This is a genomic window from Streptomyces sp. NPDC111656, assembly GCF_055656965.1.
This window is the reverse complement of the sequence record NZ_JBVKCA010000019.1, coordinates 88,593-107,149: the sequence shown is the minus strand read 5'-3', so window position 1 is coordinate 107,149 and position 18,557 is coordinate 88,593. Positions and strand designations below refer to the sequence as shown.

Sequence of the window (18,557 nt, the reverse complement as noted above, 5' to 3'; positions counted from 1 at the left end):
AGTGCTGGAGCAACCATAGGCGCAGGGCCCGACGCGCCTTGACGCGGAGTCGGGTAGAGGACGGACGGGCGTTCGATCTCGGCCCCTGGAGTGTCAAGAAAGCGTCAAGAGTTAGGTAAGGTAACGAAGTACTTGGACTCATGTACCGACTTCGGGTGGTCGGATCGACATGCTGGGATCCACGCGATCACCTCGATTCCACGCGTCGACCTCGACGCGATCACATCGAATCGACGTGTTCACATCCACACGTTCGAATCCAGTGCCCGGATTGGCGAGAAGGGAACAGCCGCTGACTGTCCACCACCTCAACCAGCTCCTGCTCGTCTGCTCGCTCGTTCTGCTCGTCGCGGTGGCAGCGGTTCGTATCTCTTCGCGCAGCGGGCTCCCCAGCCTGCTCGTCTACCTCGGCATCGGCATCGCCATGGGCCAGGACGGGGTCGGCGACGTCCACTTCAACAACGCCGAACTGACGCAGGTCATCGGATACGCGGCCCTGGTCGTGATCCTGGCCGAGGGCGGCCTCGGCACGAAGTGGAAGGAAATCAAGCCGGCCCTGCCGGCGGCCACCTCGCTGGCACTGGTCGGCATCGCGGTGAGCGTCGGAGTGACGGCCACGGCCGCCCACTACCTGATCGGCCTGGAATGGCGGCAGGCGCTCATCATCGGCGCGGTGGTGTCCTCGACGGACGCGGCGGCCGTCTTCTCGGTGCTGCGGAAAGTACCCCTCCCCGCGCGCGTGACGGGCATCCTGGAGGCCGAGTCCGGCTTCAACGACGCCCCGGTGGTCATCCTCGTCGTCGCGTTCTGCACAGCGGGCCCCGTGGAGCACTGGTACGTGCTGCTGGGCGAGATAGCCCTGGAGCTGGCCATCGGCGCGGCCATCGGCCTCGCGGTGGGCTGGCTCGGCTCCTGGGGGCTGCGGCACGTGGCGCTGCCCGCCTCCGGCCTCTACCCGATCGCCGTGATGGCGATCGCGGTCACCGCCTACGCCGCCGGCGCGCTCGCGCACGGCAGCGGCTTCCTCGCCGTCTACCTCGCGGCGATGATGCTCGGCAACGCCAAACTGCCGCACTGGCCCGCCACCCGAGGCTTCGCCGAAGGGCTCGGCTGGATCGCCCAGATCGGCATGTTCGTCCTGCTCGGCCTGCTGGTCACCCCGCACGAGATGGGCGACGACATCGTGCCGGCCCTCGTCATCGGCCTGGCGCTCACCATGGTGGCGCGCCCTCTGAGCGTCGTGGTCGGCCTGCTGCCCTTCCGGATCCCGTGGCAGGAGCAGACGCTGCTGTCCTGGGCGGGCCTGCGCGGTGCCGTGCCCATCATCCTGGCGACCATCCCGATGGTGAGCGGCATCTCGGAGAGCCGCCGGATCTTCAACATCGTCTTCGTCCTGGTCGTCGCCTACACCCTCATCCAGGGCCCCACGCTGCCCTGGCTGGCCCGCAAGCTGCGGCTGGGCGAGTCCGAGGGCGCCGCCGACCTCGGGATCGAATCGGCGCCCCTGGAGCGACTGCGCGGCCATCTGCTGTCCGTCGCGATCCCGAAGGGCTCCCGCATGCACGGCGTGGAGGTGGCCGAGCTGCGCATGCCCTCGGGGGCCGCCGTCACCCTCGTCGTGCGCGACGGGACCTCCTTCGTGCCGCTGCCCACGACCGTCCTGCGCCGCGGCGACGAGCTGCTCGTGGTGACCACCGACCCGGTCCGGGACGCGGCCGAGCGACGGCTGCGCGCGGTGGGCCAGGGCGGCAAGCTGGCGGGCTGGCTGGGCCTCGCGGGCAACGGCACCGGACCGCACTCCCGACATTCCGGACAGTAAACGGGGCATTAAGGGGCGATGTGCATTCACAGGCGAACACCGCCATGGTGCTCACTTTCACAGGCACCGCAGCACTCGCCCCTGTACGATGAAGGCACTTGATCGAACCAACTCTGCCTGAAGCAGAGCTGGCGCGACCGTATGGCGGTCGCGACGTCCCCGCAGTGGGCGGCGCGGCATCTACCGCAGTTCCGCGCAAGAGGACAGCTCTCGGCGCCCCCGCCCAACAAAAGGGGCCGCGCTACCAGGTGGCAGAAAGGCACGGGCCGTGGCATCCACGGTCACCTCCCGCCCCGGATACGGACAGCTGCTGCGCACCCGCGGCGCCTGGACGTTCCTGCTTCCCGGCTTCGCCGCACGTCAGCCCTTCGCGATGCTGACGCTCTCCCTCGTACTTCTCGTCCAGCACACCACCGGCTCGTACGGGGCCGCCGGCGCCGTCGCCGCCGTCACCGGCGTCTCCATGGCGCTGTTCGCACCCTTCACCGGCCGTCTCGCCGACCGCCACGGCCAGCGGGCCGTTCTGCTGCCCGGCGTCCTGGTGCACGCCCTGGCGGGCCTCTCCCTGACGGCGCTGGCGCTGACGGACGCCCCCCTGTGGGCTCTTTTCCTCGCCGCCGTGCCGACCGGCGCCTCGGTGCCCCAGGTCGGGCCCATGGTGCGCGCCCGCTGGGGCGTGAAACTGCAGGACTCGCCCCTGATGACCACCGCGGCGGCCTTCGAGTCCGTCACGGACGAGCTGACCTTCGTGTTCGGCCCGCTGCTCGCCACGGCGCTGTGCACCGCCGTGCACCCGGCCGCGGGCCTGCTGACCGAGGCCGGGCTGACCCTGATCGGCGGTCTCCTCTTCGCCGCGCAGAAGAGCACCCAGCCCGCTGTCGCCGCCGGGCACACGCGCGTGGAGCACGGTTCCGCGCTGCGGGTCCCCGGAGTGCGCGTGCTGATCGTGACCTTCCTGGGCATCGGCTCCGTCTTCGGCGGCATGCAGGTCTCACTCGCCGCGTTCAGCGAGTCGATCGGCGAGCCCGGTCTGAACGGCGTCCTCTACGGCGTCTTCGCCGCGGGCAACATGCTCTCCGGCGTCGTCTGCGGCGCCATCGCCTGGAAGGTGGCCCCGCAGCGGCGGCTCGTCATCGGCTACGCCGCCCTGGCGCTCGCCGCGTGCGGACTGTGGGCCGCGCACTCCGTGGTCGTGCTCGCCGCGATCGGCCTCCTGGTCGGCATGTGCATCGCTCCGTCCCTGATCACCGGCTACACGCTGGTCGAGGGCCTGGTCCCGGCGGGCGCCCGCACCGAGGCCTTCACCTGGCTGACCGGCGCCGTCGCGCTCGGCCAGGCGGCGGCCGTCACGGTCGCCGGACAGCTGGAGGACCGCCTGTGGAACGGTGCCGGATTCCTGGTGCCGATGGCCGGTACGGCACTGGCGCTGGCGACCCTGGTGGCCCTGCGCTCACGACTGGCCACGCGGCCCACCGGACGCACCGTCGCACGTGGCGTCGGTCACCGAGTGCCGGTGACAGTGGACTGATCCCACGGAATACGTCAGTATGGATCGTCGTTAGCACTCATTGAGTGAGAGTGCCAGGAGGAAGACAAGTGCCGACCTACCAGTACCAGTGCACCGAGTGTGGCGAGGGCCTCGAGGCGGTGCAGAAGTTCACCGACAATGCCCTGACCGAGTGCCCCAACTGCGGTGGACGCCTGAAGAAGGTGTTCTCGGCCGTCGGCATTGTCTTCAAGGGCTCCGGCTTCTACCGCAATGACAGCCGTGGCTCCTCGTCGAGCAGCTCGCCGGCGTCCAAGCCGTCGACCGCTTCGACTTCGTCCTCGCCGTCGACGACCTCGTCGTCCTCGTCGGACTCGAAGTCGTCGGGCAGCGGCTCGTCGAGCAGCAGCTCGGCCGCGTAGGACTTTCTCGCGGGGACCCTGTCGTCGTACGACGATGGGGTCCTCGGCGTTTTCGGGAGACAGGGTCCTCGACGTTTTCGGGGTCAGATCTTCGAAGCCCGCTACTGTGATCGTCATGGCGAACGCAGAGATCGGTGTCATCGGCGGCTCGGGCTTCTACTCCTTCCTCGACGATGTGACCGAGATACAAGTCGAGACCCCGTACGGGCCGCCGAGCGACTCCCTGTTCCTCGGTGAGATCGCCGGGCGACGGGTCGCCTTCCTTCCCCGCCACGGCCGCGGCCACCATCTGCCGCCGCACCGCATCAACTACCGGGCCAACCTCTGGGCGCTGCGCTCCGTGGGCGCCCGTCAGGTCCTCGGACCGTGCGCGGTGGGCGGACTGCGCCCCCAGTACGGGCCGGGAACGCTGCTCGTGCCGGACCAGCTCGTCGACCGTACGAAGACGCGGACGCAGACGTTCTTCGACGGGCTGCCGCTGCCGGACGGCACCGTGCCGAACGTCGTGCACGTGTCGCTGGCCGACCCCTACTGCCCCGTCGGCCGCAAGGCCGCCCTCGAAGCGGCGCGCGGGCGTGACTGGGAGCCGGTGGACGGCGGCACGCTCGTGGTGATCGAGGGACCGCGGTTCTCCACCCGCGCCGAGTCGCTGTGGCACCAGGCGCAGGGCTGGTCCGTGGTGGGCATGACCGGCCACCCCGAGGCCGCGCTCGCCCGTGAACTCCAGCTCTGCTACACCTCGTTGACCTTGGTCACCGACCTCGACGCGGGCGCGGAGGCCGGCGAGGGCGTCTCGCACGACGACGTGCTGAAGGTGTTCGCGTCGAACGTGGACCGGCTGCGGGACGTGTTGTACGACGCGGTGGCGGCCCTGCCGCAGAACGGGACGCGGGACTGTCTGTGCACGAAGGCGCTGGGTGGTATGGACCCGGGTTTCGAGCTGCCGTGACGATGGCCTCGACGGGCGCTCGGTGAGTGCCAACGGGTGCTGCCGGGCGCCGATGGGCTCCGCCAGGCGCTGACGGGCGTTCCCACGCCGTGGAACTTCCCGTTCGGGTGAGGGAGTTGTCCACAACTCGTCGGTAGTCCACCGGCGCCGACGGGCTCCGCCGCGAGGCCTCATCGTGGGATCGCAAGCCGATCCCTCGTCGCAGGTGGTGGTCCCATGGCACAGCACGCTCCTCTTGTACGCCCGCTGGACACGGATCTCGTACGGGCACCGGGCACGGATCCTGTACGTCCGCCCGGTGTGGACGCGCCTCCGATCCGCGAGGTGCCGCAGTTCGCCCCCGTGCACGTGCGCGGGGGGCGGTACGGGCTGCGGCGCCTCACCCGTCACAAGCGGCGGGCCGTGGCCGCGGGACTCGCCGTCACGGCGGCGGCCCTCGTGGCGGCGGGCCCCGGTGACTCCGGGCGGGCACGGGGCCATCCCTCGGCGGCTTCCCCCTCCACGTCCGCTTCCTCCCCCATGTCCTCTTCTCCGCCTTCCCTCTCTTCCCCTTCCGCTACCGCGTCCGTGCGGGGGCGGGGCGCGGTGGAGACGGTGGCGGCGCCGGTGCGGATCGCCGACGCGGCCACGGTGCGGCTGCTCAGGCCGGGCGACCGGGTCGACGTGATCGCGGCGGACGGGAGCGGCGAGGGCCGCGTGGTCGCGGCCGGGGCACGGGTGGCCGAGGTTCCGGACTTCGCCGCCACCGAGACCGGGGCGCTGGTGGTCCTCTCCGTGCCCCGGGCCACGGCGGCGCGACTGGCGGGCGCGGGCACGACGGCACGGCTGGCGGTGACGCTGTGTTGAGCGTCGTGCGCAATGCCGTACTGCCGGACTTCCTGGATATCGAATCGGTGTCAACTCGCTCGATGGTGCTACCGAATTGGACAGGTCCGGCGGGCCCTGCCGTAGGTTGCGGAGCTGTTTGTTCCACAACTTGTGCAGAGGGGCCTCTTGGTGAGCGAGAAGAAGCAACCCGGTGTCTTGGAGGGCTTCAAGGCCTTTCTGATGCGGGGCAACGTCATCGACCTGGCCGTCGCGGTGGTCATCGGCGCGGCCTTCACCAACATCGTCAACTCGGTGGTGAAGGGCATCATCAACCCGCTGGTGGGTGCGATAGGCACGAAGAACCTCGACAGCTACAGCTCCTGCCTCGAACCCCGCTGCACCGGCACCGGGGACACGGCGACGGGCATCCGGATCATGTGGGGCTCCGTGCTGGGCGCCACGCTCAGCTTCGTGATCACCGCGGCCGTCGTCTACTTCCTGATGGTCCTGCCGATGTCGAAGTTCCTGGCCCGGCAGGCGGCCCGGCAGAAGGCGAAGGAGGGCACCCAGGAGGTCATCGAGGTGTCCGAGCTGGAGGTGCTCAAGGAAATCCGCGACGCCCTGGTGGCCCAGCGCGGTTCGGGCAACAGCCGGCACTGACGGAGAAGACCGGGGTCGGCCTGCGGAAGCCCGGGGGCCGACGCCAGGCGATGGGGGTCGGGCTCGGGAAGCTCCGAGGCCGGCTGCGGACCATCGGAGTCGGACCCCGGAATCGTCCGGACTGGTGCCGGGCAGTCGCCGTAGGGATACGAAGGCCCGGCGGCCTGCTCCCGAGGCTCGAAGCGCGATCCCGGACCGTCGGCATCAGGTTCGGGAAGCTCGGAGGTCGGCTCCGGACCGTCGGGTGCCCGCCCGGGAAGCTCGGAAGTCGACCCCGCACGATCCGGGCCAGGCTTGAGACTCTCGGTGGCCGGCTCCGGACGATCGGAATCGTCCTTCGTTCTCCCCAGGCCGGGATCCGCGACCGCGGGTCCGGGCGCGGTGGCTTCGGGACCGGCGCTCGCCATGGCGGGGTCGGCGGCAGCCGGCGCCGAGGTACGGCGGCTCAGAGGTGGTGCGGCGGCTTCTCGTCGAGGAACCGCTTCAGGTCCGCCACGCTGTCACCGTCACCGCCGGACTGCTCGCCCCATCCCCGGTCCGTGTCGTCCGAGGACTGCTGGCTCAGCGGATCGTCGAAGATCAGCGCGGACTTCGGATCGCGCGGTGCGGACGCGTCACGCGGTTCGGAGGTGGGGGCAGGGCCGGTACTCATGCGTCCCAGAGTACGCCGAGGGGTCCCCGGCCCACCCCGCTACGGCCGCGTCCTGCGGCCGTCAACCCGAGCGACCTGGACTCTTTTCTGCTGTGCTTGGCCGTATGACGTCCAGCGCCGCTTCCGAACCCACCCCGACGCCCAGGACGGCCCGACTCGGGCCCCTGCGCAGAATGACCGCCCGGAGGAGGGACGAGGCGCACCGCGTCGCGTCGCCGCTGGAGCTCTTCTTCGACCTGTGCTTCGTCGTGGCCATCGCCCAGGCGGGCGGCGAGCTGGTGCACGCCGTGGCGGCGGGACACGCGGGCGAGGGCATCCTCAACTACGCAATGATCTTCTTCGCGATCTGGTGGGCGTGGATGAACTTCACCTGGTTCTCCTCGGCGTACGACAACGACGACGCGCTCTACCGGGTCGTGACGCTGGTGCAGATCGCCGGTGTCCTGGTCCTCGCCGCCGGAGTGTCGCGGGCGTTCGAGGACCATGTGTACCTGGCCGTCTGGCTCGGCTACGTGATCATGCGGTTCGCGTTGATCGCCCAGTGGCTGCGGGTGGCCCGCGGCACGAAGGGCCCCGAGAGAACCATGGCGCTGCGGTACGCGGGAGGTGTGCTGCTGTGCCAGGTCGGCTGGCTGGGGCTGCTGGTCCTGCCGGAGCACGGGCGTCCCTGGGTGTTCCTGGTGATGGCGATCGCCGAGATGTGCGTCCCGGCGTACGCGGAGAAGGACTTCGTCACCTCCTGGCATCCGCACCACGTCTCCGAGCGGTTCGGCCTGTTCACGATCATCGTGCTGGGCGAGGCGATCGCCGCGTCGACGATGGCCGTGAAGTCGGCGGTGGACGCGCACGACGCGCTGGGCGAGCTGTTGCCGATCGCCGCCGGCGGACTGCTGATCGTCTTCTCTGCCTGGTGGATCTACTTCGTGGTACCCATCCACGGACGCCTGCGGTCCAGCGTCCACGCGTTCCTGTGGGGATACGGCCACTACTTGATCTTCGCGTCGGCGGCGGCGATCGGCGCGGGCCTGGAGGTCGCGGTCGAGCAGGCGGTCGGCAAGACACAGATCTCGACGCTCGCCGCGTCCGCCGCGGTGACATTGCCGACGGCGCTGTACTTCCTCACGGTGTGGCTGTTGCACGCGCGCCATTTCAAGATGGGCATCACACAGCAACTCGTCCTGCCGACGACGGCGTTGCTGGTGATCCTGTGCACCTTCCTGCACAGCTGGGCGGTGCTCGCGGCGGGCGTCGTGGCGGCGCTGTCGGTGGCGGTCGGGGTCGTCCTGACGGCACGGATGGTCACAACGGAGGGGGCGGGGAGCGCGGGGCGGGAAACACTGGAGACATGACAGTTGACGCTCTGACGGATGTCGCGGGGCTGCGCGTGGGACACGCGACGCGTACCGGCGACGGTTGGCTCACCGGCACCACGGTCGTGCTCGCCCCTGCGGGCGGCGCCATCGCGGCCGTGGACGTACGCGGCGGCGGGCCCGGCACCAAGGAGACCGACGCGCTCGACCCGCGCAACCTGGTGCAGAAGGTGGAGGCGGTCGTACTGACCGGCGGCAGCGCGTACGGGCTGGACTCCGCGTCCGGGGTAATGGCCTGGCTGGAGGAGCGGGGCCGCGGGGTGCGGGTGGGCCTCGATCCTGCGCACGTCGTGCCCGTCGTGCCCGCCGCCTGTGTCTTCGACCTGGGTCGCGGTGGCGACTTCCGGGCGAGGCCGGACGCGGCCACGGGCCGGGCCGCGGTCGAGGCTGCCGACGCGAGCGGGCCGGGCGCGCCGGTGCCGGAGGGGTGCGTGGGCGCCGGGACGGGGGCGACGGTCGGGCGGATCAAGGGCGGGATCGGGACGGCGAGCGCCGTGCTCGACTCGGGGATCACGGTGGCCGCGCTGGTGGTGGCCAACGCGGCGGGTTCGGCGGTGGATCCGGAGACGGGGGTGCTGTACGGGGAGCTGCTGCGAGACGGTCGTACGGCCTATCCAGCCGCCGAGGTCCACGAGGCGGCGCGGCGACGGCTCGCCGAAGCCGCCGCGAAGAACGCGCCTCCCCCGCTGAACACCACACTCGCCGTCGTCGCCACCGACGCCGATCTCACCCGCGCCCAGGCCCACAAGCTCGCCGGCACGGCCCATGACGGCATCGCGCGCGCCGTCCGCCCGGTCCACCTCCTGAACGACGGCGACACGGTCTTCGCCCTGGCCACGGGCGCCCACCCGCTCCATTCCGACAACCCCCTGGCCCTCAACGAGATCCTCGCGGCGGGCGCGGATCTGGTGACCCGGGCGATCGTCCGCGCGGTACGAGCGGCCGACCCGGTGGACGGACCGGGCGGGGTGTGGCCGTCGTACGGGGAGCTGTACGGGAGCGCCTAGGACGAGTCCTGGCCCGTGGCCGCGGGTGGCCCGCTGCCCTCGCTGACGCCAAGTCGCGTCAGGGGGAGGGGGAGTTCGTCTGGGCCCGGTGGGTGATTGTCCCGGTTCTGTCACGCGACGGTGTTGGGCCGGGGACGGCGGGAACCCTTCGCGGCACCGCTCGCTCTTTCTCCACGCACTGGAGCGGATCACGCACATCACGAGAAACTGGAGTAGCCCGTGACAACGCCGAACATGACAGCGCGGCGCGCACTGGGGGCCTGTGCCGCCCTGATGGTCGGCGCCCTCGCCCTGACCGGCTGCGGCGGCAACGCCAGCGCCGACGCCAAGGGCGGCAAGGACGGCGGTACCTCGGCCAAGACGTCCACGGCGAAGATCGTCATCTCGGCCAAGGACGGTTCGACGGACGCGTCCATCAACGCGACCGGCGTGAAGGTCAGCGACGGCAAGCTGACCGACGTGAAGATGACGGTGTCGGGGTCCGGGACGGCGGTGCCGGGGGCGATCACCGCGGACGGGACCGGCTGGAAGCCGGCGGCGCAGTTGGAGCGCGGCACGAAGTACCAGATCTCGGCGACCGCGAAGGACGCGAGCGGGCGCACGGCCGCCGCCAACTCCATCTTCACGACGGTCTCCTCGAGCAACAGCTTCATCGGCACGTACACGCCCGACAACGGCACCACGGTCGGCGTCGGAATGCCGGTGTCGTTCAACTTCAACAAGGTGATCAGCAACCAGAAGGCCGTGCAGTCGCACATCACGGTCACGTCCAGCAGCGGCCAGCAGGTGGCCGGGCACTGGTTCGGCTCGCAGCGGCTCGACTTCCGGCCCGAGACGTACTGGAAGGCCGGTTCCAAGGTCACGATGAAGATCGACCTGGACGGCGTCGAGGGCGCGAACGGCGTCTTCGGGGTGCAGAAGAAGACGGTCACCTTCACCGTCGGCCGCTCCCAGGTCTCCACGGTCGACGTCAACACGCAGACCATGACGGTCGTGCGTGACGGCAAGACGCTCAAGTCGGTGCCGATCTCGGCGGGCAGCCCGGAGCACACCACGTACAACGGTCAGATGGTGATCTCCGAGAAGTTCGTCCAGACGCGGATGAACGGCTCGACGGTGGGCTACGGCGGCGAGTACGACATCCCGGACGTGCCGCACGCGATGCGACTGACGTCTTCGGGGACCTTCATCCACGGCAACTACTGGTACAACCGCGGGAACCCGCCCTTCGGACAGCAGGGCACCAGCCACGGATGTGTCGGTCTCGCCGATGTACAGGGCGCGCAGGGCGACACCAGCGCGAAGTGGTTCTACGACAACTCTCTCGTCGGGGACGTCGTAGTGGTGAAGAACTCGCCCGACAAGACCGTCTCGCCGGACAACGGACTGAACGGCTGGAACATGTCCTGGAGTGCGTGGACCGCGGGAAGTACGGTCTGACCTGGGGCCGTTGACGTCACGGCGGGCCGCGCGGGAACTTGCCGCGCGGCCCGCTCGTTTTCTGTCCGTACGTTTTCTCGGTTCGCAGGATTGATGTCCGACCGAGGGGCTACGGTATGCACCCACAAGGTGACATGCAGCAACGCCGGGAGAAGCCTTGAGCGTTCCGTACGAGACAGCAGCGTACGAACCACCCGAGTCGCCCGAGTCTCCGGAGGAGCACCTCGAGCGACTCCTCGGCCGTGCCCTGAACTCCTTCGAGCTGCCCGACGAGACGATAAGGCGGCTCGACTGCGCGCTGGCGCACGACAGTTCGCTGCACTCCGCGCACCACAGCGCGGGGCTGCACCGCGAGACGTACCGGCACACCTGGCTGCTCGCCGACGGCTCGGCGGTCACGCTGTGGGAGCTCGTGCACAACACGGCGCTCGGGAGTGAGCCGCAGCACGAGGTGTATGTCGACGAGGAGGAGCTGCGCGCCGCCACGGCCCGGCTGCCGCTGCCGCCGGACGCGCCTGACTTCGAGCTGCCCGTGATGGTCCATCCGTCACCGGTCCCCGAGCCGCGGCACGTCTACCTGACGGACGACTCGGCGGATCACGCGCGGCGGTTGCTGCGGCGGGCGGAGAACGCGGACCGGCCGGGGGCCGACATCACGACGCTGCTGCTGCGCACCGCGTTCGCGCACCAGATCACCCAGGCCTTCGGGCGCCCCTGCCGGGCGGGCCAGGTCGGGCTGTGCTTCTCGCTCTACGAGCACGCGTTCCTGCTCCGCGACGGCCAGGAGATCTCCCTGTGGGAGGTCGAGCACACGGCGACGCCGGACGGCCGGCACATGTGTGAGGTCTATCCGACGGAGCACGCGGCCCGGGCCGCCATGGAACGCCGGGCGGCGCGGCTCGCCTAGGCCCTGGCGGGCTGAGCCGAACACCCCCTTCGTCAGGGGGAACCCTCATCCCTCAGGGGAACCCGCCTTCGTCAGGGGCGACTGTCGCTGAACTGGCGTACCAGGCCCGCGAACGCGGCGCGTTCCTCGGGGGTGAGTTCCACGGTCTCCGCGGCGGGGCCGGACCGGCGCTGACGCGGTATGGCGCGGAGCACCTGCCCGTGGTGGCGCACGGCGGCCCCGGTGCGCGCGCGGCGCAGCAGGCGGGACAGGCCGACGACCCAGATGACGGTCGCGAGGGCGAGGACGGCCACGCCCATCAGCTGGAGGATCGACACATGCTCAGGCATGCCCTCCAGTAGACACCACGGTCCGGGACTTTGGCCCCGGACCGTGACGTATCTCGCAGATGCCCTAAAAGGGCGAGTAGTTGGCCGTTCAGGCCGCGACCGGCTCCTTGGAGTCGACCTTCGCCGCTATCGCGGTGTCGGCGACCCCCGCACCGGTCCCCTCGGGGGCCTGCTTGCGCATGCCCTTCAGGACGACCACCAGGGCGGTGGTGACGCAGACACCGGCCGCGATGGCGATCAGGTAGAGGAACGGGTTGCCGATCAGCGGGACCACGAAGATGCCGCCGTGCGGGGCCCGCAGCGTGGCGTCGAAGGCCATCGACAGGGAGCCGGTGACCGCGCCGCCCACCATGGCGGAGGGGATCACGCGCAGCGGGTCGGCCGCCGCGAACGGGATCGCGCCTTCCGAGATGAAGGAGGCGCCCAGGACCCAGGCCGCCTTGCCGTTCTCCCGCTCGGTCTCGGTGAAGAGCTTGCCGCGCACCGTCGTGGCGAGCGCCATGGCCAGCGGCGGAACCATGCCCGCCGCCATCACGGCCGCCATGATCTTCATCGCCGAGTCACTGGGGCTCGCGACCGCGATACCGGCGGTGGCGAACGTGTACGCGACCTTGTTGACCGGGCCGCCGAGGTCGAAGCACATCATCAGGCCGAGCAGCGCGCCGAGCAGGACGGCGTTGGTGCCGGTGAGGCCGTTGAGCCAGTCGGTCATGCCCTTCTGCGCGGAGGCGATGGGCTTGCCGATGACCACGAACATCAGGAATCCGACGATCGCCGCGGAGATCAGCGGGATCACCACCACCGGCATGATGCCGCGCAACGCCGCCGGGATCTTCACCTTCTGGATCGCGATCACCACACCACCGGCGATGAGACCGGCGGCCAGACCGCCGAGGAAGCCCGCGTTGATGGTGAGGGAGATCGCGCCGCCGACGAAGCCGGGCACGAGACCCGGCCGGTCCGCCATGCCGTAGGCGATGTAGCCGGCCAGGACCGGGACGAGGAAGCCGAAGGAGACGACGCCGATCTGGAAGAACAGCGCGCCCCAGCTGTCCGCCTGCAGCCACATGAAGTGGTCCATGACCGACGGCGCCTTGTTGATCTTGTAGCCGCCGATCGCGAAGCCGAGGGCGATCAGCAGACCGCCCGCGGCGACGAACGGGACCATGTAACTGACGCCGGACATCAGCCACTTGCGGAGCTTGGTGCCGTATCCCTCGGCGGAGTCGCCGGAGCGCTCCACCGGCGTACCCGGCGCGGAGCCCGCGCTGACCTCGCCGCGCGCGGCCTTGCCACGCACCTCGGTGATCAGCTCGGCGGGCTTGTTGATGCCCGCCTTCACGCCGACGTCGACGGTGGGCTTGCCGGCGAACCGGTCCTTGTCCCGTACGGGCACGTCGTGCGCGAAGATCACACCGTCCGCGGCCGCGATGACCGCCGGGTCGAGCCGGGTGAAGCCGGCCGAGCCCTGTGTCTCGACGACGACCTCGATGCCCGCCTCACGGCCCGCGTTCTCCAGCGACTCGGCCGCCATGTAGGTGTGCGCGATGCCGGTCGGGCAGGAGGTGACGGCGACGATCCGGAACGGACGCTCGCCGGAGGCTCCGGTGTCCGCGGTGGCGGTGTCGCCGGTGTCGGTCGTGGTGCCCGTGGCGGTGTCGGCGGAGGCCGCCGCCGACACCGCCACGGAGTCCTTGGAGCCCTCAGTGGGCTCGGTGCCCTCGGGCGCGGTCGAGGCCGCGGCCGCCGGGGACTCGTCCCCGCGGATGAGCGCGGCCGCGGCCGCCGCGTCGTCCACGGCCCGCAGCGCGGACGTGAACTCGGCGTTCATGAGCTGACGGGCCAGCGACGACAGGATCGTCAGATGCGCGTCGTCGGCGCCCGCCGGGGCGGCGATCAGGAAGATCAGGTCGGCCGGGCCGTCCGGCGCGCCGAAGTCGATCCCGGCCGCGCTGCGGCCGAAGCCGAGCGTCGGCTCGGTGACGTGTTCGCTCCGGCAGTGCGGGATGCCGATCCCGCCGTCGAGGCCGGTGGGCATCTGGGCCTCGCGGGCGGCCACGTCGGCGAGGAAGCCTTCGAGGTCGGTCACCCGCCCCAGGGTCACCATGCGCTCGGCGAGGGCGCGTGCCGCCGCCTCTTTGGTCTCGGCGGACAGGTCGAGATCGACCAGGTCCGCGGTGATCATCTCGCTCATCGCGGGCTCCTTCGCACGCGTATCGCCCGGGGGAAGTCTTGGGCGGGGGTGGGGACGGGGGTGCCGCGCTCAAGGAGCGCGGGGTACAGGGGAAGAGAGACCGGGACTGAGATGGCGGAGGCGGGGCCGGGGAAACCCCGCCTCATCAGAGCCGGTCCAGGGGGTGGGGCCGCAGGAGTGGCGGTTGTCATGACACGGGGATTCGTCATGACACCGGCTCCGTCAGTACGCGGTCCACGGGGACCTCCGACGTGACGGTCACGGCGGAGGGGTCGAGGTCGGCCGGGCCCGGCATCACACTGCCGGGCAGCTGTACGGCCGCGGCGCCATGGGCGACGGCGGAGGCGAGGGCCTCCGGGCCGCGGCCACCGGCGATCAGAAATCCGGCGAGGGAGGAGTCACCGGCGCCCACGTTGCTGCGTACGGCATCCACCCGTGCGCTGCCGAACCAGGCGCCCGCGCCGTCCACGAGCAGCTGCCCGTCCGCGCCCAGGCTCGCGAGCACGGCGTCGGCGCCCATCGCACGCAGTTCCTCGGCGGCCTTGACCGCGTCACCGACGGTGACGAGGGGGCGCCCGACGGCTTCGGCGAGCTCCTCGGCGTTGGGCTTCACCACGTCGGGCCGCTCGCGCAGCGCCGCGAGCAGCGCGGGGCCGGAGGTGTCCAGCGCGATCCGGGCGCCGGCCGCGTGGGCGCGGGCGACGAGGTCGGCGTACCAGGAAGGACCGAGACCGCGCGGCAGACTGCCGCAGCAGGTGATCCAGTCGGTGTCGCCGGAACGATACTGCTGACGCACCGTCTCCAGGAGCAGCTCCGCCTCGGCGGCGGTGAGCTCGGGGCCGGGGGCGTTGATCTTCGTGAGCGTGCCGTCCGGCTCGGCGACCGAGATGTTCGAGCGGGTGGCTCCGGTGACCGGGACCGGCGCGACCTCGATGCCCTGCGCGTGGAGCAGCTCGGCGACGAGTGCGCCGGGCGCACCGCCCAGCGGCAGTACGGCGATTGTGCGCTGCCCCGCCGCCGCGACCGCGCGCGAGACGTTCACGCCCTTGCCGCCCGGGTCCATGCGTTCGCCGGTGGCCCGGATGACCTCGCCGCGGTCGAGCGACGGGACCTCGTACGTACGGTCGAGGGAGGGGTTGGGGGTGACGGTGAGGATCATGCGCGCACTACTTCCGTGCCACCGCGCTCGATGTCGGTGGCGTCTTCGGGGCTCAGCCCGCTGTCGGTGATCAGCAGGTCCACGTCGCTCAGGTCGCCGAAGCGGGCGAAGTGCTCCTGGCCGTGCTTGGAGGAGTCGGCGAGCAGCACCACGCGGCGCGCGGCGCGGATGGCCGCGCGCTTCACGGCGGCCTCGGCGAGGTCGGGGGTGGTCAGTCCGTGCTCGGCGGAGAAGCCGTTGGCCGCGACGAACAGGACGTCGGCGCGGATCTCGGCGTACGCGCGCAGCGCCCAGGCGTCCACGGCGGCGCGCGTACGGTGCCGGACGCGCCCTCCGACCAGGTGGAGCTGGATGCCGGGGTGGTCCGCGAGGCGGGCCGCGATCGGCAGGCTGTGCGTGACGACGGTGAGCGTCGCCTCCAGCGGAAGGTCCCCGGCGAGCCGGGCGACCGTGCTGCCCGCGTCGAGGATCATCGTGCCCTGGTCCGGCAGCTCCGCGACGGCGGCCTGTGCGATGCGGTCCTTCTCGTCGGCCGCGGTGGACTCGCGCTCGGCGAGGTCGGGCTCGAAGTCCAGCCTCCCGGCCGGTATGGCACCGCCGTGCACCCGCCGCAGGAGTCCCGCGCGGTCGAGGGTCTTCAGATCGCGGCGGATGGTCTCCGCGGTGACCTGGAACTCCTCGGCCAGCGAGAGCACGTCCACCCGACCGCCATCACGGGCGAGCCGGAGAATCTCCTGCTGCCGCTCCGGTGCGTACATGTCCGTTCGCCTCCGATTTCTGTGCGGCCGATGCCCGAACTTGTGGTTTCGCTGGGAGGCTACGCCCGGATTTCCGGAAAGTAAACAGGTTCGGGTCTCAGGTGGACACAAACGGGCATCGAGGTGAGCCCTCCTCCCCGCTCGTTCCGGCCTCGCAGAAGCCCTGACGCCGTGTCATCGCGTCCGTATCCTGGAATGCGGGACACAACTTCTCGGGGGGTGTTGTGGACAGGGACGGTCTCCGCGCCCGCCCGGACCATGACTGGCAGCAGGCCGTGGTCCAGGCGCTGAGCGATTCCCCGGTCCTGGGTGACCGCAGTGCCCGCGCGATGCTGGCCGAGCTGATCGGCGACCGGCTGGGGCGGCCGGTGGTCCTGCGGGAACAGGCGACCACGCAGCTGCAGCTGCTCGAACTGGTGCGGTTCTGCGTCCGCGAGGAGATCGCGGCGAACCACGGACTGTCCGCGCTGGCCGACGCGGTGTCACTGCTGGAGGGCCGCAGCCGGACGGCCGACGCCGTCGGTGAGCTGGTGCGGGAGCACGTCGTACGGGCCGCACCACCGCATGCCCCCTCGTACGCCGACCTCCCCGTTCACCTGTTCCTCTCCTGCGCCGTCACCGACCTCGCATGGGCGTCCTGGATCGCCTGGCACCTGGAGGACGCGGGCGTCGGCGTACGCCTCGACCTCCTCGACGGACCGCTGAACGGTCTGGAACGGAGAGATCCGGAACACAGAGGCCTGGAACAGAAAGGTCCGGAACAGCGCGAACGCGTCCTCGCCGTCCTGTCCCCGGCCTACGTCGGCTCCGCACCCGTCCAGCAGGCCTGGCAGGCCGTGCATCGCCGGAGCCCGGAGGGCATGGCCGGGTTGCTGGTGCCGGTCATGGTGGAGCCGTGCCGGCCCCCGTGGCCACTGTCCACGATCGCGCACACCGACCTCACGGGCCTCGGCGAGGACGAGGCCCGCACCCGGCTGCTCGACGCCGTCGGCGTCACCCGCACCGTCCCCACCAGGCACGCCGCACCTCCGCGCTTCCCCGACCCGGCGGGCCGACGTTGACGGGACGGGGCGGCGCGGGCCGCCACAACCCGGCGTTACGGATACGGGAGCGGATCGGCGAGGAGACCCTCGACGCACTGCTCGCGGTCCCCGCGCTCCACGACCGATACGCGCGCGCCCTGCTGACCGATCTGGTGGGCGAGGCGCTGGGGCACCGGGCCGACCTGCGGGAACAGTCCACCGTGCCGCTGCAGCTGCTGGAACTGTTCCGTTTCTGCACCCGTCACCAGGACGGACTGTCGGCGCTCGCGCGGAAACTGCCGATGCTGGAGCCGGGCTGCCCGCAGGGACCCGTCGTGCAACGGCTCGCCGACGAATGGACGGCCGTGGACTCGCTGGACGGCCTGCCGGAGGTCACCGGTTCCTGGCAGTTCCTCGGTACCACCCTGGGCACGCTGGCCATGTCGTACGCCATGCGGACGGCCCTCGTCCGGACGGCCACCGAGGCCAGGGTCTCCGCACCGCCGCCGCACGCCGACACCTGCTGGCACGACTTCCTGCACATGGCCGGGCAGGGAGCTCCACGGGGCGGGCTGCCACCGTGGATGGTCTACCTCGACCGCACTGCCGACGCGATGGGCCACCCCGTCGCGGTCGAGCTGCTCGCACGCAACCGGCAGTGGGCCCTGAGATGCGACCTGGCCGAGTTGCTCGACCTCGACCGCGCCCGGACTCCGGCGCCACCGCCGGCGGTCAGGCCGGGCCAGGAGTACCTGGCGATCCACATCGCTCCGGACCCGCTGGAGAACGGGCGCTACACGGTCTCGCACTCCCTCATGTCCGACGCCGGCGGCCCGAACTGGCAGCACGGCGACCCGATGCAGCGGGTGCCGACCGACGGGCTGCAGCACGCCGTGACCCGCATCATCAAAACGGTCGAAGGGGGCGGCGGCGACCGGCTGGCCCATGTGTGGCTGGAGTTCGTGCTCCCCTTCGAACTGCTCAACCTGCCCGTCGACTGGTGGCCCCGGGACACCACCGAAGTACCGAACGTGCCGCTCGCGGTGGATTACCCGGTGGTCGTGCGCAGCCTGGACCGGCTGCAGAACCGGGACTGGTACCGGTTCTGGCGTACCCGCTGGCAGCAGCTGGCGCGCGACGAACACCCGTCGAAGTCGGTGTACGTCAACGTCGCGCACCAGAACGGCAACCATCTGCGCGGCCTGGAGGCCCGCCTCGGGGACAACGAGCACTGCGTGGCCCTGGTGCTGAGCGAGCCGCCGCTGCCCGACCACGGCAACGGCCGCCGGGAGCTGCACGCGGCCCTGCGCAGCGGGCTGCCCGTGGTGATCTGGCACCGCGCGGGCCGCTCCACCAAGGAGTTCCGGGGTGTCCTCGACGGGCTCCTCACCGAGGGCCTGTCGCGGTTCCCTGCCAAGGTGGCCGCCTACCGCCGCCGTGCGGCGATCGACGCCGCCGACGACGAGGACGCCGCACACATCGGCCGCCACCTCGCGGTCCTGTGGGACGACCCCGACCGCAAACCCGTGCGTCCCGAGCCACCGTGACCACGGACCACGTGACCAGCAGCGCGCGG

17 protein-coding genes are annotated in these 18,557 nt (G+C 71.0%); 12 read left to right on the top strand and 5 right to left on the bottom strand.

All coding sequences use genetic code 11. The features are described from left to right. The first annotated feature begins 262 nt into the window (after window positions 1-262). The 6 genes from ACZ7M3_RS40645 (at window position 263) to mscL (ending at window position 6,143) form a co-directional block, all read left to right on the top strand. Window positions 263-1,819 carry a potassium/proton antiporter gene (locus ACZ7M3_RS40645; protein ID WP_472070418.1) on the top strand — a complete coding sequence of 519 codons (1,557 nt, stop codon included), beginning with the start codon at window positions 263-265 and terminating at the stop codon, window positions 1,817-1,819. Window positions 1,820-2,087: 268 nt separating this feature from the next. Continuing rightward, complete coding sequence (locus tag ACZ7M3_RS40640; RefSeq protein ID WP_472070416.1) at window positions 2,088-3,347, top strand: MFS transporter; 1,260 nt, start codon at window positions 2,088-2,090, stop codon at window positions 3,345-3,347. A gap of 68 nt (window positions 3,348-3,415) precedes the next feature. Beyond that, on the top strand, window positions 3,416-3,727 hold the full coding sequence (locus ACZ7M3_RS40635) for an FmdB family zinc ribbon protein (RefSeq protein WP_472070414.1): 312 nt from the start codon (window positions 3,416-3,418) through the stop codon (window positions 3,725-3,727). Window positions 3,728-3,842: 115 nt separating this feature from the next. After that, on the top strand, window positions 3,843-4,676 hold the full coding sequence (locus tag ACZ7M3_RS40630; protein WP_261687566.1) for an S-methyl-5'-thioadenosine phosphorylase: 834 nt from the start codon (window positions 3,843-3,845) through the stop codon (window positions 4,674-4,676). Between the two features lie 216 nt (window positions 4,677-4,892). After that, window positions 4,893-5,522 carry a hypothetical protein gene (locus tag ACZ7M3_RS40625; RefSeq protein ID WP_472070412.1) on the top strand — a complete coding sequence of 210 codons (630 nt, stop codon included), beginning with the start codon at window positions 4,893-4,895 and terminating at the stop codon, window positions 5,520-5,522. Window positions 5,523-5,672: 150 nt separating this feature from the next. Beyond that, on the top strand, window positions 5,673-6,143 hold the full coding sequence (gene mscL / locus ACZ7M3_RS40620; protein ID WP_472070410.1) for a large conductance mechanosensitive channel protein MscL: 471 nt from the start codon (window positions 5,673-5,675) through the stop codon (window positions 6,141-6,143). Between the two features lie 445 nt (window positions 6,144-6,588). On the opposite strand, the gene ACZ7M3_RS40615 is transcribed toward mscL, so the two are convergent. Then, window positions 6,589-6,795: a hypothetical protein gene (locus ACZ7M3_RS40615; RefSeq protein WP_095854156.1), complete on the bottom strand. Its 207-nt coding sequence runs from the start codon at window positions 6,793-6,795 to the stop codon at window positions 6,589-6,591. 104 nt (window positions 6,796-6,899) lie between these two features. Between ACZ7M3_RS40615 and ACZ7M3_RS40610 the strand changes: the two genes are divergently transcribed. The 4 genes from ACZ7M3_RS40610 to ACZ7M3_RS40595 all read left to right on the top strand — a co-directional run bounded on the left by ACZ7M3_RS40610 (window position 6,900) and on the right by ACZ7M3_RS40595 (window position 11,519). After that, window positions 6,900-8,144, top strand: a complete 1,245-nt coding sequence (locus ACZ7M3_RS40610) for a low temperature requirement protein A (RefSeq protein WP_472070408.1) — start codon at window positions 6,900-6,902, stop codon at window positions 8,142-8,144. Continuing rightward, window positions 8,141-9,172, top strand: a complete 1,032-nt coding sequence (locus ACZ7M3_RS40605) for a P1 family peptidase (RefSeq protein WP_472070406.1) — start codon at window positions 8,141-8,143, stop codon at window positions 9,170-9,172. The genes ACZ7M3_RS40610 and ACZ7M3_RS40605 overlap by 4 nt, the downstream gene beginning before the upstream one ends. 219 nt (window positions 9,173-9,391) lie before the next feature. Next, window positions 9,392-10,612 carry a L,D-transpeptidase gene (locus ACZ7M3_RS40600; RefSeq protein ID WP_355309979.1) on the top strand — a complete coding sequence of 407 codons (1,221 nt, stop codon included), beginning with the start codon at window positions 9,392-9,394 and terminating at the stop codon, window positions 10,610-10,612. 157 nt (window positions 10,613-10,769) lie between these two features. Next, the gene (locus tag ACZ7M3_RS40595) at window positions 10,770-11,519 is read left to right on the top strand and encodes a DUF6227 family protein (protein WP_351300673.1); all 750 of its coding nucleotides are present in this window, start codon (window positions 10,770-10,772) and stop codon (window positions 11,517-11,519) included. 71 nt (window positions 11,520-11,590) lie between these two features. Here ACZ7M3_RS40595 and ACZ7M3_RS40590 read toward each other — a convergent pair whose 3' ends face one another. From ACZ7M3_RS40590 to ACZ7M3_RS40575, 4 genes are all read right to left on the bottom strand, one after another. After that, window positions 11,591-11,848: a hypothetical protein gene (locus ACZ7M3_RS40590; protein WP_095854151.1), complete on the bottom strand. Its 258-nt coding sequence runs from the start codon at window positions 11,846-11,848 to the stop codon at window positions 11,591-11,593. 88 nt (window positions 11,849-11,936) lie between these two features. Continuing rightward, entirely contained in the window at window positions 11,937-14,042 is a 2,106-nt protein-coding gene (locus ACZ7M3_RS40585; protein ID WP_472070404.1) for a PTS fructose transporter subunit IIABC, read from the bottom strand. A gap of 205 nt (window positions 14,043-14,247) precedes the next feature. Beyond that, the gene (gene pfkB / locus ACZ7M3_RS40580) at window positions 14,248-15,201 is read right to left on the bottom strand and encodes a 1-phosphofructokinase (protein ID WP_452962729.1); all 954 of its coding nucleotides are present in this window, start codon (window positions 15,199-15,201) and stop codon (window positions 14,248-14,250) included. Continuing rightward, complete coding sequence (locus tag ACZ7M3_RS40575) at window positions 15,198-15,959, bottom strand: DeoR/GlpR family DNA-binding transcription regulator (protein WP_054233089.1); 762 nt, start codon at window positions 15,957-15,959, stop codon at window positions 15,198-15,200. The genes pfkB and ACZ7M3_RS40575 overlap by 4 nt, the downstream gene beginning before the upstream one ends. A 224-nt stretch (window positions 15,960-16,183) precedes the next feature. Here ACZ7M3_RS40575 and ACZ7M3_RS40570 point away from each other — a divergent pair, with 224 nt between their 5' ends. Together ACZ7M3_RS40570 and ACZ7M3_RS40565 are read left to right on the top strand one after the other, a co-directional pair. After that, entirely contained in the window at window positions 16,184-17,020 is an 837-nt protein-coding gene (locus tag ACZ7M3_RS40570) for a TIR domain-containing protein (protein ID WP_472070402.1), read from the top strand. After that, window positions 17,017-18,528 (top strand): VMAP-C domain-containing protein, encoded by a 1,512-nt coding sequence (locus ACZ7M3_RS40565; RefSeq protein ID WP_452962733.1) that lies wholly within the window; start codon window positions 17,017-17,019, stop codon window positions 18,526-18,528. The genes ACZ7M3_RS40570 and ACZ7M3_RS40565 overlap by 4 nt, the downstream gene beginning before the upstream one ends. Window positions 18,529-18,557 lie beyond the last annotated feature (29 nt).